The organism is Pseudoalteromonas sp. SK18 (assembly GCF_001974855.1).
GTDB lineage: Bacteria > Pseudomonadota > Gammaproteobacteria > Enterobacterales > Alteromonadaceae > Pseudoalteromonas.
Window position 1 is genome coordinate 138,663 of record NZ_MTQB01000009.1, and the last position, 17,801, is coordinate 156,463.

General features: G+C 41.4%; 17 protein-coding genes and 1 rRNA gene. 4 read left to right on the plus strand and 14 right to left on the minus strand.

Annotated features, from left to right (window positions below; all coding sequences use genetic code 11):
• Positions 1–2 precede the first annotated feature (2 nt).
• From hflK to cutA, 12 genes are all read right to left on the minus strand, one after another.
• A complete protein-coding gene (hflK, locus tag BW139_RS09050; RefSeq protein ID WP_008113492.1) occupies positions 3–1,172 on the minus strand; it encodes an FtsH protease activity modulator HflK in 1,170 nt (389 codons plus the stop codon).
• Positions 1,173–1,272: 100 nt separating this feature from the next.
• Positions 1,273–2,562, minus strand: a complete 1,290-nt coding sequence (hflX, locus tag BW139_RS09055) for a ribosome rescue GTPase HflX (protein ID WP_076919427.1) — start codon at positions 2,560–2,562, stop codon at positions 1,273–1,275.
• A 16-nt stretch (positions 2,563–2,578) separates the two neighbouring features.
• Positions 2,579–2,842, minus strand: a complete 264-nt coding sequence (gene hfq / locus BW139_RS09060; RefSeq protein WP_008113494.1) for an RNA chaperone Hfq — start codon at positions 2,840–2,842, stop codon at positions 2,579–2,581.
• Between the two features lie 81 nt (positions 2,843–2,923).
• Positions 2,924–3,841: a tRNA (adenosine(37)-N6)-dimethylallyltransferase MiaA gene (miaA, locus tag BW139_RS09065; RefSeq protein WP_008113495.1), complete on the minus strand. Its 918-nt coding sequence runs from the start codon at positions 3,839–3,841 to the stop codon at positions 2,924–2,926.
• A 10-nt stretch (positions 3,842–3,851) separates the two neighbouring features.
• The gene (gene mutL / locus BW139_RS09070; protein WP_076919428.1) at positions 3,852–5,678 is read right to left on the minus strand and encodes a DNA mismatch repair endonuclease MutL; all 1,827 of its coding nucleotides are present in this window, start codon (positions 5,676–5,678) and stop codon (positions 3,852–3,854) included.
• A gap of 30 nt (positions 5,679–5,708) precedes the next feature.
• Positions 5,709–7,052: an N-acetylmuramoyl-L-alanine amidase gene (locus BW139_RS09075; RefSeq protein ID WP_076919429.1), complete on the minus strand. Its 1,344-nt coding sequence runs from the start codon at positions 7,050–7,052 to the stop codon at positions 5,709–5,711.
• Between the two features lie 28 nt (positions 7,053–7,080).
• Complete coding sequence (tsaE, locus tag BW139_RS09080) at positions 7,081–7,548, minus strand: tRNA (adenosine(37)-N6)-threonylcarbamoyltransferase complex ATPase subunit type 1 TsaE (protein WP_008113499.1); 468 nt, start codon at positions 7,546–7,548, stop codon at positions 7,081–7,083.
• Positions 7,549–7,674: 126 nt separating this feature from the next.
• Positions 7,675–9,015 (minus strand): acetyl-CoA carboxylase biotin carboxylase subunit, encoded by a 1,341-nt coding sequence (accC, locus tag BW139_RS09085; protein ID WP_008113500.1) that lies wholly within the window; start codon positions 9,013–9,015, stop codon positions 7,675–7,677.
• A gap of 26 nt (positions 9,016–9,041) precedes the next feature.
• The gene (gene accB, locus BW139_RS09090; RefSeq protein ID WP_076919430.1) at positions 9,042–9,506 is read right to left on the minus strand and encodes an acetyl-CoA carboxylase biotin carboxyl carrier protein; all 465 of its coding nucleotides are present in this window, start codon (positions 9,504–9,506) and stop codon (positions 9,042–9,044) included.
• A gap of 33 nt (positions 9,507–9,539) precedes the next feature.
• Positions 9,540–9,992 (minus strand): type II 3-dehydroquinate dehydratase, encoded by a 453-nt coding sequence (gene aroQ, locus BW139_RS09095; protein ID WP_008113504.1) that lies wholly within the window; start codon positions 9,990–9,992, stop codon positions 9,540–9,542.
• A gap of 229 nt (positions 9,993–10,221) precedes the next feature.
• Positions 10,222–12,027 (minus strand): protein-disulfide reductase DsbD, encoded by a 1,806-nt coding sequence (locus BW139_RS09100; RefSeq protein WP_076919431.1) that lies wholly within the window; start codon positions 12,025–12,027, stop codon positions 10,222–10,224.
• Positions 12,027–12,347, minus strand: coding sequence for a divalent-cation tolerance protein CutA (gene cutA, locus BW139_RS09105; RefSeq protein ID WP_008113508.1), 321 nt, complete (start codon positions 12,345–12,347; stop codon positions 12,027–12,029). Before cutA ends, BW139_RS09100 begins: the two co-directional genes overlap by 1 nt.
• A 237-nt stretch (positions 12,348–12,584) precedes the next feature.
• Here cutA and BW139_RS09110 point away from each other — a divergent pair, with 237 nt between their 5' ends.
• The 4 genes from BW139_RS09110 (at position 12,585) to rnk (ending at position 15,749) form a co-directional block, all read left to right on the plus strand.
• Complete coding sequence (locus BW139_RS09110; RefSeq protein ID WP_076919437.1) at positions 12,585–13,064, plus strand: FxsA family protein; 480 nt, start codon at positions 12,585–12,587, stop codon at positions 13,062–13,064.
• Positions 13,065–13,173: 109 nt separating this feature from the next.
• On the plus strand, positions 13,174–13,461 hold the full coding sequence (locus tag BW139_RS09115; protein WP_008113511.1) for a co-chaperone GroES: 288 nt from the start codon (positions 13,174–13,176) through the stop codon (positions 13,459–13,461).
• 49 nt (positions 13,462–13,510) lie between these two features.
• On the plus strand, positions 13,511–15,157 hold the full coding sequence (groL, locus tag BW139_RS09120; RefSeq protein WP_036956725.1) for a chaperonin GroEL: 1,647 nt from the start codon (positions 13,511–13,513) through the stop codon (positions 15,155–15,157).
• Between the two features lie 178 nt (positions 15,158–15,335).
• The gene (gene rnk / locus BW139_RS09125; RefSeq protein WP_076919432.1) at positions 15,336–15,749 is read left to right on the plus strand and encodes a nucleoside diphosphate kinase regulator; all 414 of its coding nucleotides are present in this window, start codon (positions 15,336–15,338) and stop codon (positions 15,747–15,749) included.
• A 66-nt stretch (positions 15,750–15,815) separates the two neighbouring features.
• On the opposite strand, the gene BW139_RS09130 is transcribed toward rnk, so the two are convergent.
• Complete coding sequence (locus BW139_RS09130; protein ID WP_076919433.1) at positions 15,816–17,312, minus strand: NAD(P)H-hydrate dehydratase; 1,497 nt, start codon at positions 17,310–17,312, stop codon at positions 15,816–15,818.
• A gap of 383 nt (positions 17,313–17,695) precedes the next feature.
• Positions 17,696–17,801 (minus strand): 5S ribosomal RNA (gene rrf / locus BW139_RS09135); the annotation flags it as partial.

Genomic DNA, 17,801 nt, shown 5'->3' on the forward strand with positions numbered 1-17,801 from the left:
TCTTATCTCCCGTCGTTAAAACGATCATTGTTAAAGCGATCGTTACCACTATTAACAGTGCTGTTGCGTGACGTATTTACTTTGTTACGTAAATCGTTAATATCGCTTGAGCTTGGTAAAGCAACGCGTGTTGATGAACCCTGTTTCTCCATGATTTTATCAAGTGGTAAGTACATCATGTTATTACCGCCTTTAACATCAACCAATACTTTAGAGCTATTAGCCAGCACTTCTTGCATCGTATCTATGTATAAACGCTCACGTGTTACTTCTTTAGCTGCTTGGTATTCTGGAAGTAATTTCTCAAAACGAGCCACTTCACCTTGCGCTTCTAAAGTAATACGTTCTTGGTAACCTTCAGCTTCTTGCGTCATACGAGTTACTTGACCACGCGCACGCGGCTCAATTTCACGGGCATACGCTTCTGCTTCACGAATAAAGCGTTGCTCATCCTCTTGGGCTGCAATTGCATCATCAAACGCATCTTTAACTTCCATTGGTGGACGTGAGTCCTTGAAGTTAACGTCAGTTACGATTAAACCTAAATTATAAGGTTCGATGATTTGATTTAGCTCATCCCAGGTATTTTGACGCACAACTTCACGGCCGTTCGTCAGTACTTGGTCCATTTTTGAATGACCAACAACGTAACGCAACGCACTATCTAATGCTTCTTCAAGGCTGCTGTCAGCGTTAGTAACACTAAATTTGTACAAGTAAGGGTCGATTACTCGATACTGTACTTCAAATTCAACGCTTACTACGTTTTCATCTTCGGTTAGCATAAAACCTGATGCTGATAACGAGCGAACAGCTTCGATATCAACTGGAATAACCGTTTCAATAAAGGTCATTTTCCAACGCAAGCCTGGATCTGCAATTCGGTCAAACTTACCAAATTGAAGAACGACACCGCGCTCAGCTTCTTTCACCGTATAAATACCGCTTAGCGCCCATACAATTGCAGCGATAATAAGTACAAATGAAATACCGGCTCCGCCAAGTCCACCACCGCTACCATTGCCGGATTTTTTACCGCCAAATAAGCCGTTAAACTTGTTACTGAATTTACGGAACACCTCGTCTAAATCAGGTGGGCCTTGATCACGTCCGCCTTTGTTATTCCACGGATCTTTGTCATTGCCATTATTACCCGGTTCATTCCAGGCCATAGCTATACTCCATTGTTATCTAAATAAATTCGGAAATTGTGTTAAATCTAACAAATCTTCTGCGTTTCTTATACTAAAACCGACATTAATCTTGCAGTTTTTAATCGCAGCTAATAAAACTTTCAATTTCAGGGCCAAAATCTTTAATTAAACGGTTCCATTCAATCATAGGTAATCGTACATCAAGCAACCAATTACCTTGCTCATCAAACCGTTCATTGTGTACTGCGCTTAAATTAAATAGCGATGCTCTTAAACGCCCATACTGCGGTGTGAGTAACAGTGTTTCGTTAAGCATTTGTTTAGCGAGTAAGTCGCTGATAGCTTCACTAAGTAATTCACAGCCTTCGCCAGTTTTTGCCGATAGCCATACTCTTATAGGTTGGCCCTCGTCATCACGATCAATACGTGGCGTTACCTCATCAAGCGCATCAATTTTGTTATAAACTAATAACTGCGGTACCTCGTCGGCTTCAATCTCTTTAAGGACTTCTTGTACCTGTTCAATATTTTCTTTTCGGCGAGGGTCAGCTACATCTATCACATGCAGTTGCAAATCGGCTTCACGCGTCTCGGTTAGGGTTGCTTTAAATGCAGCCACTAAATCATGCGGTAAGTGACGAATAAACCCTACAGTATCCGCTAAAATAACGGAGCCAACATCACCTATATCGAGTTTACGTAGCGTTGGATCTAGAGTGGCGAATAGTTGATCGGCTGCATACACATCTGAATCGGTAATGTAGTTAAACAGTGTTGATTTTCCGGCATTGGTATAGCCCACCAGCGACACTGTTGGAATTTCATTACGTGTACGAGCACGTCGACCTTGTTCACGCTGTACAGCCACTTTGGCAAGTCGTGCACGAATATTTTTAATACGTGCGCGCAATAAACGTCGATCGGTTTCTAGCTGCGTTTCACCCGGACCACGTAAGCCTATCCCCCCTTTTTGGCGCTCAAGGTGAGTCCACCCACGGATTAAGCGTGTAGACATATGGCGAAGCTGCGCCAACTCAACTTGAAGTTTACCTTCATGAGTACGGGCACGCTGAGCAAAAATATCAAGAATAAGTGTTGTTCTGTCAAGCACCCGACATTGACAAACACGCTCTAAATTGCGTTCTTGAGACGGGCTCAACTGATGGTTAAAAATGACAACATCGGCATTGTGGATTTTGACAATTTCAGCTATTTCTTCCGCTTTGCCGGTACCGACAAATAACTTAGGATGTGGTGCTTGACGGCTGCCTTGCACAACCGCCAAACTACTAACACCAGCAGAAGATACCAACATTTCTAATTCATGAAGATCTTCACGATCCCCATCTTTAGGTAAGTCGATATGGACTAAAATTGCCTGTTCGCCAGATTCATAGCGGTCAAACAAGCATTACGCTCCTAATTTAAAAGTTTCCAGGTTCAGTTTCTTCAGTGTCTTCATTTCCCTGTACACCTTGGAAGTTGACTGCGCGTGCAGGTACAACTGTTGAAATTGCATGTTTATACACCATTTGATTAACAGTGTTTTCCAGTAAAATTACAAATTGGTCAAATGACTGAATTTTACCTTGTAATTTTATGCCATTTACCAAAAAAATTGATACTGGAATGCGCTCGCGGCGTAATGCATTTAAAAATGGGTCTTGTAACGATTGGCCTTTTGCCATGTTATTATTCCTTCGTTCTAGGTGTTATTATAATTAAGTGGCTGAACTAATTTAACAAAGCTAAATTTTGTCCAACTACTACTAGCTTAGCGAACTTACTACACGATGCAAGTTTTCTTCATCACCGGTTGTCAACCATGTAACGTCAGGCCAACTTCTTAACCACGTTAATTGACGCTTAGCCAATTGACGTGTGGCAGCAATACCGCGAAAAACCATTTCATCGTGATCTATTTCACCCGCAAGGTAATCCCACATCTGTCTATAACCTACACAACGAATAGAAGGCATATTGGGATGTAAATCCTCACGTAGATATAGGGTCGAAACTTCTTTTTCAAACCCCTGTTCAATCATTATTTTAAACCTTTCTGCAATTCGCTGGTGTAACTCTTTACGATCATCTGGAGCAATAGCAAATTGATGAAAAGTGTAAGGTAAAGGTGGCTGTTTTTGCTTTTGCAATTCAGTCATTGTTTTACCTGTTATACGGTAAACCTCTAAAGCGCGATTAATTCGTTGTGAATCATTTTCACTCATCTTTTGCGCTGCTTGAGGATCTATTCTTAATAGCTCTTGATACAAATGTGGCCAGCCATGCTGTTTCGCCTGCATTTCAAGTTCTGCCCTTATCTGCTCATCAGCCTCAGGTAAAGGAGATAGTCCATCAATTAAGGCTTTAAAGTACATCATTGTACCTCCAACCAGTACAGGCACTTTACCTTGTTGATGAAATTTATCAATTTTTTCTATCGCATCGCGTCTAAAATCAGCCACTGAATAGGTTTCGCTTGGATCAAGTAAGTCAATTAAGTGATGTGGAGCACGTGCTAGTTCATCGGCATCCGGTTTAGCGGTACCAATATCCATACCTTTATAAACCAGTGCCGAATCAACGCTGATAATTTCAGTATTTAAATGCTCACACAGTGAAATTGCCAATGCTGTTTTACCAGCAGCGGTGGGGCCCATTAAAAATATGACCGGTAAATTACTCAACACGAATACCCTAATTAAATTGCGCTAGATAAGACTTTAATTCTATTTTAACCGCTTTTTCACGTAAACGTTCAATTGTTTGCGCATTATTTTGTAAGCGAGTTTGCTGTGCTGCAAAGGCATTACTGGCATAGAACCGTGTGGGTATTACATTTACCTGCCACGCTAACCACTTATCAATACTTTCTAATTGGGCTTTACACCCCTCAAGTAAGGCATCTACTGCGGCACTCACATCAAGTAAGTACAAGCAAACAGGCAATTTTTTAACCATAACAAACTGTTTTTCAATTAAAAGTTCAAAACCAAGCAAAGTAAACCATGATTGTTGCGCAGCCAGTATCTCAGTATCCTGTTTTGATACGTTAACCCGCACGGGTAATAACAATGCTTTGCCCTCAAGGCTGCCTTGCTCTTTAATTTGTGCAAGCCAATCATCTGCTAGCGCATATTTAAAGTGTGAACAATAAAGTTGATTTTCATCATTAAACACACAAACGCCCTGTTCAATGGTTATTATATCGACAGTACGAAGCGCTGTATCTGATACTTGCGTCTCATCTGATTGCACAAATGGCACTGGATTATCAAAGTGCTGCGCTTGTTGCTCATTCACGCCCTGATAAAACGCATTTACATCATGGTAATTTTGGCTTTCGGCACGCACCTGTCTGCCTCCGCCCTGACGACTGCCATTATAAGAGGCACCGCTTGTAGATGGCGAATGACTTGGTTGTAATGACGACTTAGGATAATCAAAAAGTTCACTATTGGTCGTGTATTCTTGGTTAAACGATGTAACCGGGGAATGATGCGTGTGAGCGGCTGGCGAATTAACAAACTCAGCTTGCAGGGGCACAACAACTTGTTTAATCGCTTGCAAAATAAAGTCGTGTACTAAGCGCCCTTGATGAAAGCGTACCTCATGTTTAGCAGGATGTACGTTCACATCTACTTGACGTGGATCTATATCAATATAAATCACAAACCCAGGTAACTCTTGTTCACCACTGACCTCTTCAAATGCTTGGCGAATAGCATGCAGAATAAGTTTGTCGCGCATCATACGATTATTTACATAGGTGTACTGTGTGGTATTGGCCGAGCCAACTGGCAGCACCCAACCATGTAGTTGCAGCCCTGATTCGCCTGATTGGATATGTAGTCCCTGTTCAGCAAACGCTTTACCTGCGACTTGGGCAACTCGTGTAATCGCTTGAGCAGGATCGGTTTTAGCGCGATACTGCCGCACTACTTTTTCGTTATGAGTTAACGTAATTGATACATCAAAGCGACTCAGCGCAATCCGCTTTATAAGCTCATCAATATGGCTAAACTCGGTTTTTTCGGTACGTAAAAACTTACGCCGTGCTGGGGTATTAAAAAATAAGTCTTTTACTTCAATTGTAGTACCGCTGGGATGTGCCACAGGCTTTACCTCCACGGCCATATCTCGACCTTGTGCAAAGGCTTGCCAAGCAGCTTCTTGCTGTTCGGGCTTAGAGCTTAAGGTTAAGCGAGATACTGAGCTAATGGACGCGAGAGCTTCACCTCTAAAGCCTAGAGAACAAATATTTTCTAAGTCGTCTAGCGACTTTAGTTTACTGGTAGCATGACGAGAGAGCGCTAATGTGAGCTCCTCTTTTGCAATCCCTGAGCCATTATCACGAATTCGAATCAGCTTATGACCACCGCGCTCAATATCTATTTGAATACGTGTCGCGCCTGCATCTAGGCTATTTTCTACTAACTCTTTAACCACCGATGCAGGACGCTCAACAACTTCACCCGCCGCAATCTGGTTTGCCAAGCGCGCAGGTAATATTTCAATACTCATAAAAACCCTAAATGTTGTGCGCTTTTAAAATTAACTCTGAGGAATATCAAGTTCTTGACCAATAAATAGCGTATTTGAACTGAGCTTATTAACCTGTTTAATTTGATTAATACTGACACCATATCGCCCTGCCAACATACTCAATGACTCCCCCGGACGTACCTTGTGCTTTGTTGGGTATTGAGACTTTAATGACGCAAACAGAGAGTCGTCGGGTGGGTTGCGCAAATAGTAATTTTTAATTGAGGTAAACATGGCTTTAGCCAAACGTTCTTGATGGTTGGCACTTTTAAGCAGTCGCTCTTCACGTGGATTAGAGATAAACCCAGTTTCAACTAAAATAGACGGAATATCTGGCGACTTTAATACTGCAAGGCTGGCATGTTGCGGTGCCTTTTTATGCATTTTTGCTACTTTTCTTAATTCTTTTATTACTTCATCTGCAACATTAAGCCCTGTTTTCATTGAATGATCCATCGACATATCAAGCAAGGCTTGCGCTAAGTACTTTTCATTAGCAGCATCTTTAATAACATCAGCGGCCCCGCCAAGTAACTCAGAGTGCTTTTCTTTATCCTCAATCCATTTACCTATTTCTGAGTTGGCGCGTCGCAACGACAACACCCATACCGAAGCCCCATTTGGCCCTGGACTGGTAAACGCATCAGCATGAATAGAAACAAAAAAATCGGCTTTTTTCTGGCGAGCACGATTAGTACGTGTATTAAGTTTTACAAAGTAATCGCCACTACGAACCATACGCGAAATCATACCGCGCTCAGCATCAATCATGCGCTCTAAACGCTTGGCAATTTGTAAAGTGATGTCTTTTTCGTAAGTACCTGAAGGACCAATGGAGCCTGGATCTTCACCACCATGGCCTGCATCAATGGCAATAACAATGTCGCGTTCTTGGCTTAACTGGCGTTTTTTAGCTGCCATTTGTGCCGGACTGACCGCCCCTTGAGATTGACTCTTGTCGTATAAGTCGACCACTAACCTGTTTTTATAAGGCCCCGTAGGTGCCAACGCAAATACCACAGGCTTGACCGGTCCGCTTAATTCAAACACTAAACGCACGCTGTGTTTATTTTTAGGTTTTGAGTAGCGTAACTTACTAACAATTTGGTGTTTTGGTGGCACACCTGGCAATGTTTTCAACTCATCGGTATTTTCTAAATCAACGACTAAACGGCTTGGGTTTTTTAACATGAAGTAACTAAAGTCGGGTTTATCGTCGAGATCAAACACCACCCGAGTGCTATCAGGTGATGGCCAAACACGCACACTATTAATAGTGTTTTGCGCCCACAATGGCAAGCTCACTGTAAAAACCATGAGGTAAATAAAAAGTTTAACTAAACCACGACTCATTTTGATAATCACTGCCTTAACTATTTTATTATCTATTATTTAGTTTTTCGACAATTGCTACACCACGCTCACTGGCGCTGTTAATAACAATTTTACGCTCGTCACCTACATAACTTAGCGTAGCATTTAGATCGGGAACAGGGATAAATTCTCCACCTTTTTCCGGCCACTCAACAATACAAATTGCCGTTGCTGAAAAATAATCACGAATCCCCATAAATTCAAGCTCTTCTGGGTCACCTAATCGATATAAATCAAAATGATAAACATTGCCACGCGCAAGTTCGTAGGGCTCAACAAGTGTATAAGTGGGACTTTTAACCTTACCTGTATGACCAAAACCTTGCACTATACCGCGAGTAAATGTCGTTTTACCTGCCCCCAAATCACCATGCAAATAAATAACTGCGCCCTGTTCTATTATGGCAGCTAATTTATTACCCATAGCAACAGTGGCATTTTCATCGACTAAATGAAAATTAAAACTACACGACATGATTACCTCAAAATTTACGAAAAGCGCATATTTGTTAATCATACCAGATTATTTATTTAAGGTGATACTGCCTCTTTTTTAAAGATAAAAAAACCGGCTTAAGCCGGTTTTTAATTAGCATAGACTTTACAGCCCTAATTTCTTCTCAAGATAGTGGATATTTGTACCACCATTTTTGAAGTTTTCATCTGCAAGAATACGCTTATGCAGTGGGGTGTTGGTTTTAATACCATCGATAACGAGTTCATTAAGTGCATTACGTGCACGGGCAATAGCTACATCACGGTTTTCACCGTAAGTAATTAGCTTGCCAATCATTGAATCGTAATGTGGAGGAACGGTGTAGTCAGCGTAAATATGGCTGTCCCAACGAATACCTAAACCACCAGCTGGATGAAAACGGGTAATTTTACCAGGTGATGGAATAAAGGTTTCTGGATCTTCAGCATTAATACGACACTCAATAGCATGGCCACGAATAACCACATCTTCTTGAGTGAATGATAAAGGCTGACCAGCGGCAATTTTTAATTGCTCTTTGATTAAATCAACACCGGTGACCATTTCAGTTACTGGGTGCTCAACCTGAATACGGGTGTTCATTTCAATGAAGTAAAATTCACCGTTCTCGTATAAAAACTCAAACGTACCCGCACCACGATAACCAATTTCGATACATGCGCGTGTACAACGCTCACCAATGAACTTACGTACTTCTGCAGTAATGCCTGGCGCTGGCGCCTCTTCCACTACTTTTTGGTGACGACGTTGCATTGAACAATCACGCTCACCTAAGTGAACCGCATTGCCTTGACCGTCGGCCAATACTTGTACTTCAATGTGGCGTGGGTTTTCAAGGAATTTCTCCATGTAAACCATGCTGTTGCCAAAGAACTGTTTCGCTTCTTGTTGCGTTAGCGCAATTGAATTGATTAACTCAGCTTCGTTGCGAACAACACGCATACCACGGCCACCGCCACCACCAGCTGCTTTAATAATTACCGGGTAACCAATACGCTTAGCAATTTGCATGTTGCGCTCTTTATCATCCGATACCGGACCATCAGAACCTGGTACACACGGAACACCCGCTTTACGCATCGCTTCGATTGCCGATACTTTATCGCCCATTAGACGAATAGTGTCGCCACGAGGACCGATAAATACAAAACCGCTTTGCTCAACTTGGTCGGCAAAATCTGCATTTTCTGCAAGAAAACCATAACCTGGGTGGATAGCGACCGCATCAGTAATTTCTGCTGCGGCAATAATGCGTGGAATGTCTAAGTAACTTTCAGTTGCTGCAGGTTTACCAATACAGATGGTTTCATCTGCTAGCAATACATGCTTAAGATCGCGATCCGCCGTTGAATGCACAGCAACCGTTTTGATCCCAAGCTCTTTGCAGGCGCGCAATATACGAAGTGCAATTTCACCTCGGTTTGCAATGACTACTTTATCTAACATGAGAGTTGGCCTTTTACGTTGCGCTATTATTCAATGATGAATAAAGGTTGATCAAATTCTACTGGCTCGCCGTTTTCTACTAAAATAGCTTTTACTGTACCGGCTTTATCTGACTCAATTTGGTTCATCATCTTCATTGCTTCAACGATACATAGTGTGTCGCCAACTTTAACCTGAGAACCCACTTCAACATATGCTGGTGCTTCTGGAGAAGCTGCTGCATAAAAAGAACCTACCATAGGAGACTTAACTTGATGACCTGTAGGCCCTGCAGGTGCTTCAGATTCCACGGCCGCAGGTGCTGATGGTGCAGCCGCTACTGGAGTCGGTGCTGGAGCGTATTGCTGTGGTGCAAATTGCGCGTACGCAGGACCGGCACTCATGTTGTTACGGTTAATACGTACTGATTCTTCACCTTCAGTGATTTCTAGTTCTGCAATACCTGATTCTTCTACTAATTCAATTAGTTTTTTGATCTTGCGAATATCCATAAACGGCCCGCCTATTAGTTTGTTAGTTTAAATTTAGTTTGAGTTTTGCAATCGGCTGACTGCTGCATTTAAAGCAGCGTGATAACCCATTGCACCTAATCCACAAATAACGCCTTGCGCCACATCAGAAAAATAAGAATGATGGCGAAACGTTTCACGTGCATGCACATTACTTAAGTGCACTTCAAAGAACGGAATATCAACACTTAGCAATGCATCACGTAATGCGACGCTTGTGTGCGTAAATGCTGCTGGGTTAATTATTATGTAATCAACCGCTTGCCAAGCATCATGAATGCGTTCAATGAGCGCTTGCTCACTATTACTTTGGAAATGCGTTAATGCCACACCTAAACTATTAGCAGCGCTGTTTAACTCGCTCATAATATGCTCTAAAGAATGCGAACCGTACTTATCAGGTTCACGCTTTCCTAGCATGTTTAAATTTGGGCCATTTATAACTAAAATCTTTAATTTTGCAGCCATAATACGCGATATATCCTATAAGTAATGAGTTAAGCGGTTACTAACTAGTTTTTCTCTAAAAAGTAAGCAGAAAAAAGTAAGATAGCAACAATTTCTCACGTTAACCAACTATTATAGTGATTTCGAAGTAAATAGCAGCAAAATACTGGTCTAATCTCTATTCTGGGGACATACTTTGAGGGAAGTGATATGGCACAACATTAATATAATGTTGTGCCATATAGAATGATTATTCAGCGCTGGCACGCACTGCAGCTAGGTGCTTAGCAAAATCATCCGCATTTAAAAAGCCAGTTACACGTTGTGCACTTAACTCTCCACCTTGGGTATTGAAGAATAAAATACTCGGCAAACCAAACACTGAGTATGCTTCCATAAGCTCAATTGTTTCATTATCGCTTTGGGTTAGGTCAATTTGAATCAATTGGTAATGGCTAAACTCACTTTGCACTTGCGGGTCAGGAAATGTGTAATGCTCAAACTCTTTACACGCTACACACCAGTCAGCGTATAAGTCCACCATAACCATGCGACCTTCGCTATTTGCTTGTGATACGGCTTGTTTAAGCTCGGCCAAGTTAGCAACATGTTTAAACTCATTGCTTTGCGAGGTTGTTTGCAAACTCACTGTTGGTGTTGGCCAAAAATAGTTTTTGGTTAAGTTAATTCCTGTGAGCACTAATAAAACAGCCATAAACCACAGTAAAGTTTTTAACTTACCTTGCGATTGGGCGCTTTGCCAATGATGAAAATAAAGCGCTGTAGCGATAGCTAATAAACCAGCTAATAATAAAATTATCTCGATATCGATAATTCGCTCTAGCAAAATAAGTGGCACAACTAACATAATAAAACCAAATAAAGTTTTAACTTGTTCCATCCAGCCGCCAGCTTTAGGTAATAGCTTACCTCCCGATGTACCAAGGAGTAACAGTGGTAAGCCCATTCCTAGGCTAAGTACGTAAAGCGTTAGTCCACCGACTAAGTAATCGCCGCTTTGCGCTACAAATAATAATGCGGCTGATAAAGGCGCAGTGGTACAGGGTGATGCAATAAGCCCTGATAAAACCCCCATCATGAATACCCCAATGTAATTACCGCCTTTTTGGTTATTGCTCACTTGGGTTAGTTTGTTCATCATACTGCTAGGTAATTTTATTTCGTACCAACCGAACATCGACATAGCCAACAATACAAACAGCAAACTAAAACTTATCAATACATATGGGTGCTGTAAGTAACCTTGCACTTGACCGCCTAATGCAGCAACCACTAAGCCTAATGCAGCATAGGTGACCGCCATACCCTGAATATAAACAAATGACAGTGCAAATGCTTTTTTGGTAGACAGGTTCTTTTGACCCGCAATTAAGCTAGATAAAATAGGGAACATCGGGAATACACACGGTGTAAATGCCAAACCTACACCCACAGCAAAAAATATAGCTAGGTTAACCATTAAGCTCTGACTAGCTAGTTGCTCTGTAAAGGTGAGCTCTTTCTCAGGTGTTGCTGCAGTAACAGGTTTTTCTACAGGTTGGCTAAGTGCCGAGAATGCACTACTTGTTGCGGTATTGTCATTAGTATTATTCTCACCTGCCAGTACACTCAATGGAATGCTTATAATTTCAGGTGGATAACACAGCCCTGCTTTTGCACAGCCTTGATAACGCACCTTAACAACGCCATCTTCACTCACATTACTAAGCTTGCTGATAATACTGAGAGAATTAAAAAACACTTCAGTTTTACCAAAAAACTCATCTTCAATAACTTCACCAGAGCCCAACTCAGGCACGTCAATGCTGGCACCTTTAGCAATAATTTCTATTTTATCTTTGTATAAGTAATAGTCATCAGCGATATCCCAACCAATAAATAACGTACTACCTTGCTGATCAAAATCAAATACAAACGCTTCATTTACCGGTAAAAATGTGTGCTGAGTTGGTTTAAGAAAATCATCAAGGGTATTTTGTGTTGCCCAAACAGGCGCCATTAATACGCTTAATAAAAAAAATAAAATAAAGCGCATTAATGAAGCACCTCATCCATCCAATTAAAGTAAGCCAAGTTACCGGTTGCTACATCAACGACTTGTATTTCTGGTACTTCATAGCTGTGAAGATCTTTCAAAGTTAAAAATACATCGTTCATTTTATCGGCCTTGGTTTTAATTAGCAGCTTCACTTCAGTTGCCTCGGCTACTTCACCTTCCCATATGTAAATTGAAGTCATGGCAGGTAAAATATTTACACAAGCAGCCAGTTTCTTTTCAATTAGCGCCATAGCCAATAAACGGGCTTCATGGTTATCTCTGCAAGTGGTAAAAATAAGTTTAAATTGCGTTGTCATAGTGAACCTTTACTTGTTTACGGGGGTCTAGCCCCATAGTAGCTGATAGCGGGTATAATGTGTAGACACGAACTCTGTCAACATTTGAGGTCTTTACAGTAAAGTGACTTAAACCCACTAGCTATAACTTTACTAACATTAAAGTTTATTACTTACTCTTATTAGCTTGAAAATAGACCCGACAACCCTCACTTATATTTCATTAGCACCTTAATGAGTGTCATTTTAGAGAGTCTTATGTTTAGAATTTTATTTTTGCTGTTTATCATCATTCCTATTATTGAAATTGCCTTACTAATTCAGGTTAGTGACGTAATAGGTGGCTTCGCAACAATCGCTTTGGTGGTACTAACCGCTGTTGTGGGTGCGAAAATGGTGAAACAGCAAGGGATGGGCGCATTACAAAACGTACAAGTGCAAATGGCTCAAGGGCAAATGCCGGCTAAAGAGTTGTTTACCGGTATTTGCGTGATTATTGCAGGGGTACTTTTATTAACACCCGGCATTATGACGGATGTATTTGGCTTACTGCTTCTTACTCCTGCAATTCGTAATAAATTAGCCGCAGGACTTGCCAGCCAAGCAACAGTGAGAATGAGCGCTAGTATGCACCAAACGAGTACTTCAGGGTTTTCACAACCTCATCAATCTATGCATCATGAGCAAGATGAAAACCGTCCCAATACCATAGATGGTGAATACGAGCGAAAAGATTAAAAATTTATCATTTTTTCTCTTGGAATTTTTCACTCTACCCCCATTAATGAAAGCAAATTAGATACACTTTTTTCTGTACTGTTCAGAAACTGTTAGGAGAACTAAAAACATGAACATTCGTCCTTTACAAGATCGCGTAATCATCAAGCGTCTAGAAGAAGAAACCAAGTCTGCTGGCGGTATTGTATTAACTGGCTCTGCAGCTGAAAAATCAACTCGCGGAGAAGTTGTTGCCGTAGGTAATGGTCGCGTTTTAGAAAACGGTGACGTTCGCGCGTTAGAAGTGAAAGCCGGTGACACTGTGTTATTTGGCTCATATGTTGAAAAAACTGAAAAGATCGAAGGTCAAGAGTACCTGATCATGCGTGAAGACAATATTTTAGGCATTGTAGGCTAAACCTACTTTTCGTTTAACACACATTTTAAGAATTTAGAGGAAATTAAACATGGCAGCAAAAGAAGTACTGTTTGCAGGCGACGCACGTGCAAAAATGCTAACTGGCGTAAACATTTTAGCAAACGCAGTAAAAGTAACATTAGGCCCTAAAGGTCGTAACGTTGTACTAGACAAATCATTTGGCTCTCCAGTGATCACCAAAGATGGTGTATCTGTAGCAAAAGAAATCGAACTTGAAGATAAGTTTGAAAATATGGGCGCACAAATGGTTAAAGAAGTAGCGTCTAAAGCAAATGATGCTGCTGGTGACGGTACTACTACCGCAACTGTGCTTGCTCAGTCTATTGTAAACGAAGGTCTTAAAGCAGTTGCTGCGGGTATGAACCCAATGGATCTTAAGCGCGGTATTGATAAAGCAATCATTGCTGCAGTTGCAGAACTTAAAGCGCTTTCTGTTCCATGTGCTGATACTAAAGCGATTGCACAAGTGGGTACTATTTCAGCTAACTCTGATAAAGAAATTGGTGAAATCATTGCTGATGCAATGGAAAAAGTAGGCCGTAACACTGGTGTAATCACCGTTGAAGAAGGTCAATCACTGGAAAACGAACTAGATGTTGTAGAAGGCATGCAGTTTGACCGTGGTTACTTATCTCCATACTTTATCAACAACGCTGAAAAAGGCGCGGTTGAACTAGATAACCCATTTATCTTACTTGTAGATAAAAAAATATCTAACATCCGTGAATTATTACCAACATTAGAAGCGGTTGCTAAAGCAAGTAAACCTCTACTAATTATCGCAGAAGACCTTGAAGGTGAAGCGTTAGCGACACTAGTAGTTAATAACATGCGTGGTATTGTAAAAGTATCAGCGGTTAAAGCACCTGGTTTTGGCGATCGTCGTAAAGCAATGCTACAAGATATCGCGGTTTTAACTGGCGGTACTGTGATTTCTGAAGAAATCGGCCTTGAGCTTGAAAAAGCAACAGTTGAAGACTTAGGTACAGCTAAACGTGTAGTAATCACTAAAGACGATACAACAATCATTGATGGTGCTGGTGAAGAAGACGGTATTAACGGCCGTGTTGCACAAATCAAAGCACAAATTGAAGAAGCGACTTCAGACTACGATAAAGAAAAGCTACAAGAGCGCATGGCTAAATTAGCTGGCGGTGTTGCAGTAATCAAAGTAGGTGCCGCTACTGAGATGGAAATGAAAGAGAAAAAAGACCGTGTTGAAGATGCATTACATGCAACTCGCGCAGCGGTTGAAGAAGGTGTGGTACCAGGTGGCGGTGTTGCCTTAGTACGTGCTGCTAGCAAATTAGTAGACTTACTAGGCGACAACGAAGATCAAAACCACGGTATTAAAGTAGCACTTCGTGCGATGGAAGCACCACTTCGTCAAATCGTTACAAACGCAGGCGATGAAGCATCTGTTGTTATAAACGCAGTGAAAGGCGGCGAAGGTAACTACGGTTACAACGCAGCCACTGGCGAATACAACGACATGATTGAAATGGGTATCCTAGATCCAACTAAAGTAACGCGTTCTGCATTACAATTTGCAGGATCGATTGCCGGACTAATGATCACCACAGAAGCAATGGTCGCTGAAATCCCTAAAGAAGAAGCTGGTGGCGCTGATATGGGTGGCATGGGCGGCATGGGTGGTATGGGCGGCATGATGTAATCATCCCCTCACACACCTAGCTCAAATAAAAACCCAGCTTCGGCTGGGTTTTTAGCAATAGAGATAAAATAAATTCACTAAGACAACAATAAAATTACCTCAGTGTATTCCAATGCAACTGAGTTCCTGCAAGCTATACCCAGAGTAAATTTTATTTAACATGATTAAGGATATTAAGTTGAATACAAAACCTGAAATAATCATTTCATCACTGGATGCAGATAGATTGTATGCGCTGATGGAATCGTTACCTGCAAACAGTTTTGCGGGTGAAAAAGAACTTGAAGCAGAGCTTGGACGAGCCAACATCGTTGAGCCGCACGAAGTTCCCTCAACCGTGGTAACCATGAATTCAACAGTGAACTTTGTTGTAGAATCTACAGGCGAGGAGTTCACTTTAACGCTTGTTTACCCAAAAAACATTGACTCAAGTGGCGACAAAATATCAATCTTAGCTCCAGTTGGTAGTGCATTACTTGGCCTTTCACAGGGAGATCAAATTGAATGGCCAAAGCCAGGCGGTGGATTAGTTACAGTAACAATCAAAGAAGTTATTTATCAGCCTGAAAGAGCTGGTGAGCTTCACAGATAGTAGCCAAAGTAAGCAGCGAAGACATTAGCGAGTACATACAAGTCAATGCTGCTTTGACTAGCTCAATTATAAATGATTTATCAGTGCTCTTACATGAGTAAATAAATCACTAGCTAACATTCCTCTTTGTCCTGATTGTTCACAAGCCCTATCACCCGCCGTTGCATGTAACACAACACCATAGCACGCGGCATCACTGGTATTTAATCCTTGAGCCATTAACGCCCCAATTATCCCGCTAAGCACATCACCACTGCCTCCTACAGCCAAACCGGGGTTACCATTTTCACATACCCAAGTATGCTCTGTGTTATCAATTAGCGTACCTGAACCCTTTAAAATAGAGGTCGCATCAAAGTTAATTGCACATTGTCGAGCATAATAGAAACGGTCAGCTTCAATATCAGTGGTAGTTAACTCTAATAATCGTGCAGCCTCTGCGGGATGAGGCGTTAGCACGGTATTACTTAATTTATAAGAAGAAGATTGCTTAGCTAATAAGTTTAAGGCATCTGCATCAATAACAGTAGGCATATTATATTGTTGGCAATAACGGATAACTCGCTCAAAGGTTTTTTGGGCCCACTCATCTTGACCTAAACCAGGACCGATAACTACACACGTTGACCACGCTAGGGCATCATCCAAATGTTCACTAGTTACCATAAGCTCTGGTCGCCCGATACTCACAGGTAAAACGGCATGTTCATGGGTATATACTTTTACCATTCCAGCACCAGCTCTTAATCCACTTTCAGCACTTAACCTAATAGCCCCTGCAGAGCCATGGTTTCCACCTATACACAATAATTTACCATGACTGCCTTTATGACTACTCACCAAGCGTTCAGGCAATGGTCTGAAGCTGTCTATATTAATAATCTGAGCTGAAGGGGTCGCTAATTTCATAAACTGCTCGCCAACGCCTAAATCATCGAAGTGCAAATCCCCCGCATACTGCTTCCCTGTAGCGGTTGTGAGCCCTTGTTTTATCCCAACTAGTGTAACCGTTTTAGTTGCCATAATGGCTGCTCCGTGGGGGCAGCCAGTATCTGCATTAATACCTGACGGTACATCAATACTAAGGATAGGTTTTGCACTTTGATTAACTGCTTTAATCATTTCAGCAAATTTGTCATGCACGTTATTAGTTAAACCTGTCCCAAGCAATGCATCAACTATGACATCACACTCATCAAGTAATTCCTGCGAAAAGTCACATATCTGACCACCCGCATTAATCCATTTTTTTTGCGCTTTTGCCGCGTCTCCGGTTAAGACTTTACCCGGATTAATAGCACAAACAACTACATGCCTATCAGCTTGTTTAATTAATCGAGCTACCTCATAACCATCTCCAGCATTATTTCCATTACCTGTAATAACTAACGTTTGCTTTGCATTAAAGGTTTTCCAACAGCAAAAAACAGCCTCCGCGGCGCGCTGCATCAGCGTGTATAGATCAGCGCCCTCAGCATGGACTGCTTGTTCTTCATACTCTTTTACCTGTTTTGATAAATAGGTCCATTGCTCGCACTTAGATGATGTTAGTAGTAATGACATAAACAGCTCAATTTAATAAAAATACTTAATTTCATTTTGGGCTTAATAAATTCTTTTTCAAGTAAAACATAGTTATGTAATCTATAAGGCTTTATTTAAGGAGCTATTAATTTTGTATAACGAGGATCACCATACAATAGAGGGTAATAGGAGATCAGTGTAAAGCAGAGCTTATTTTTTACTTAAAGCCGGATGCTTTGCACTTTTCTTGTATTTGGAGTGGGTATACTACTTCGTAGCGACAGCGCAGTAGAATGTCGTGGGGTCGGTTCTGGTCAATTCTCTTCCTTTAACCTAATACCTTTCACCTCGAACCTTCTTTTTACTTTATTCCAGACGTAAAAAAGCCCGACTCTTTCGAATCGGGCTTTCTTGTATTTGGAGCCTGGTAATGTCCTACTTTCACATAGCAAATGCTACACTATCATCGGCGCTGTTTCGTTTCACTACTGAGTTCGGCATGGGGTCAGGTGGGTCCAAAACGCTATT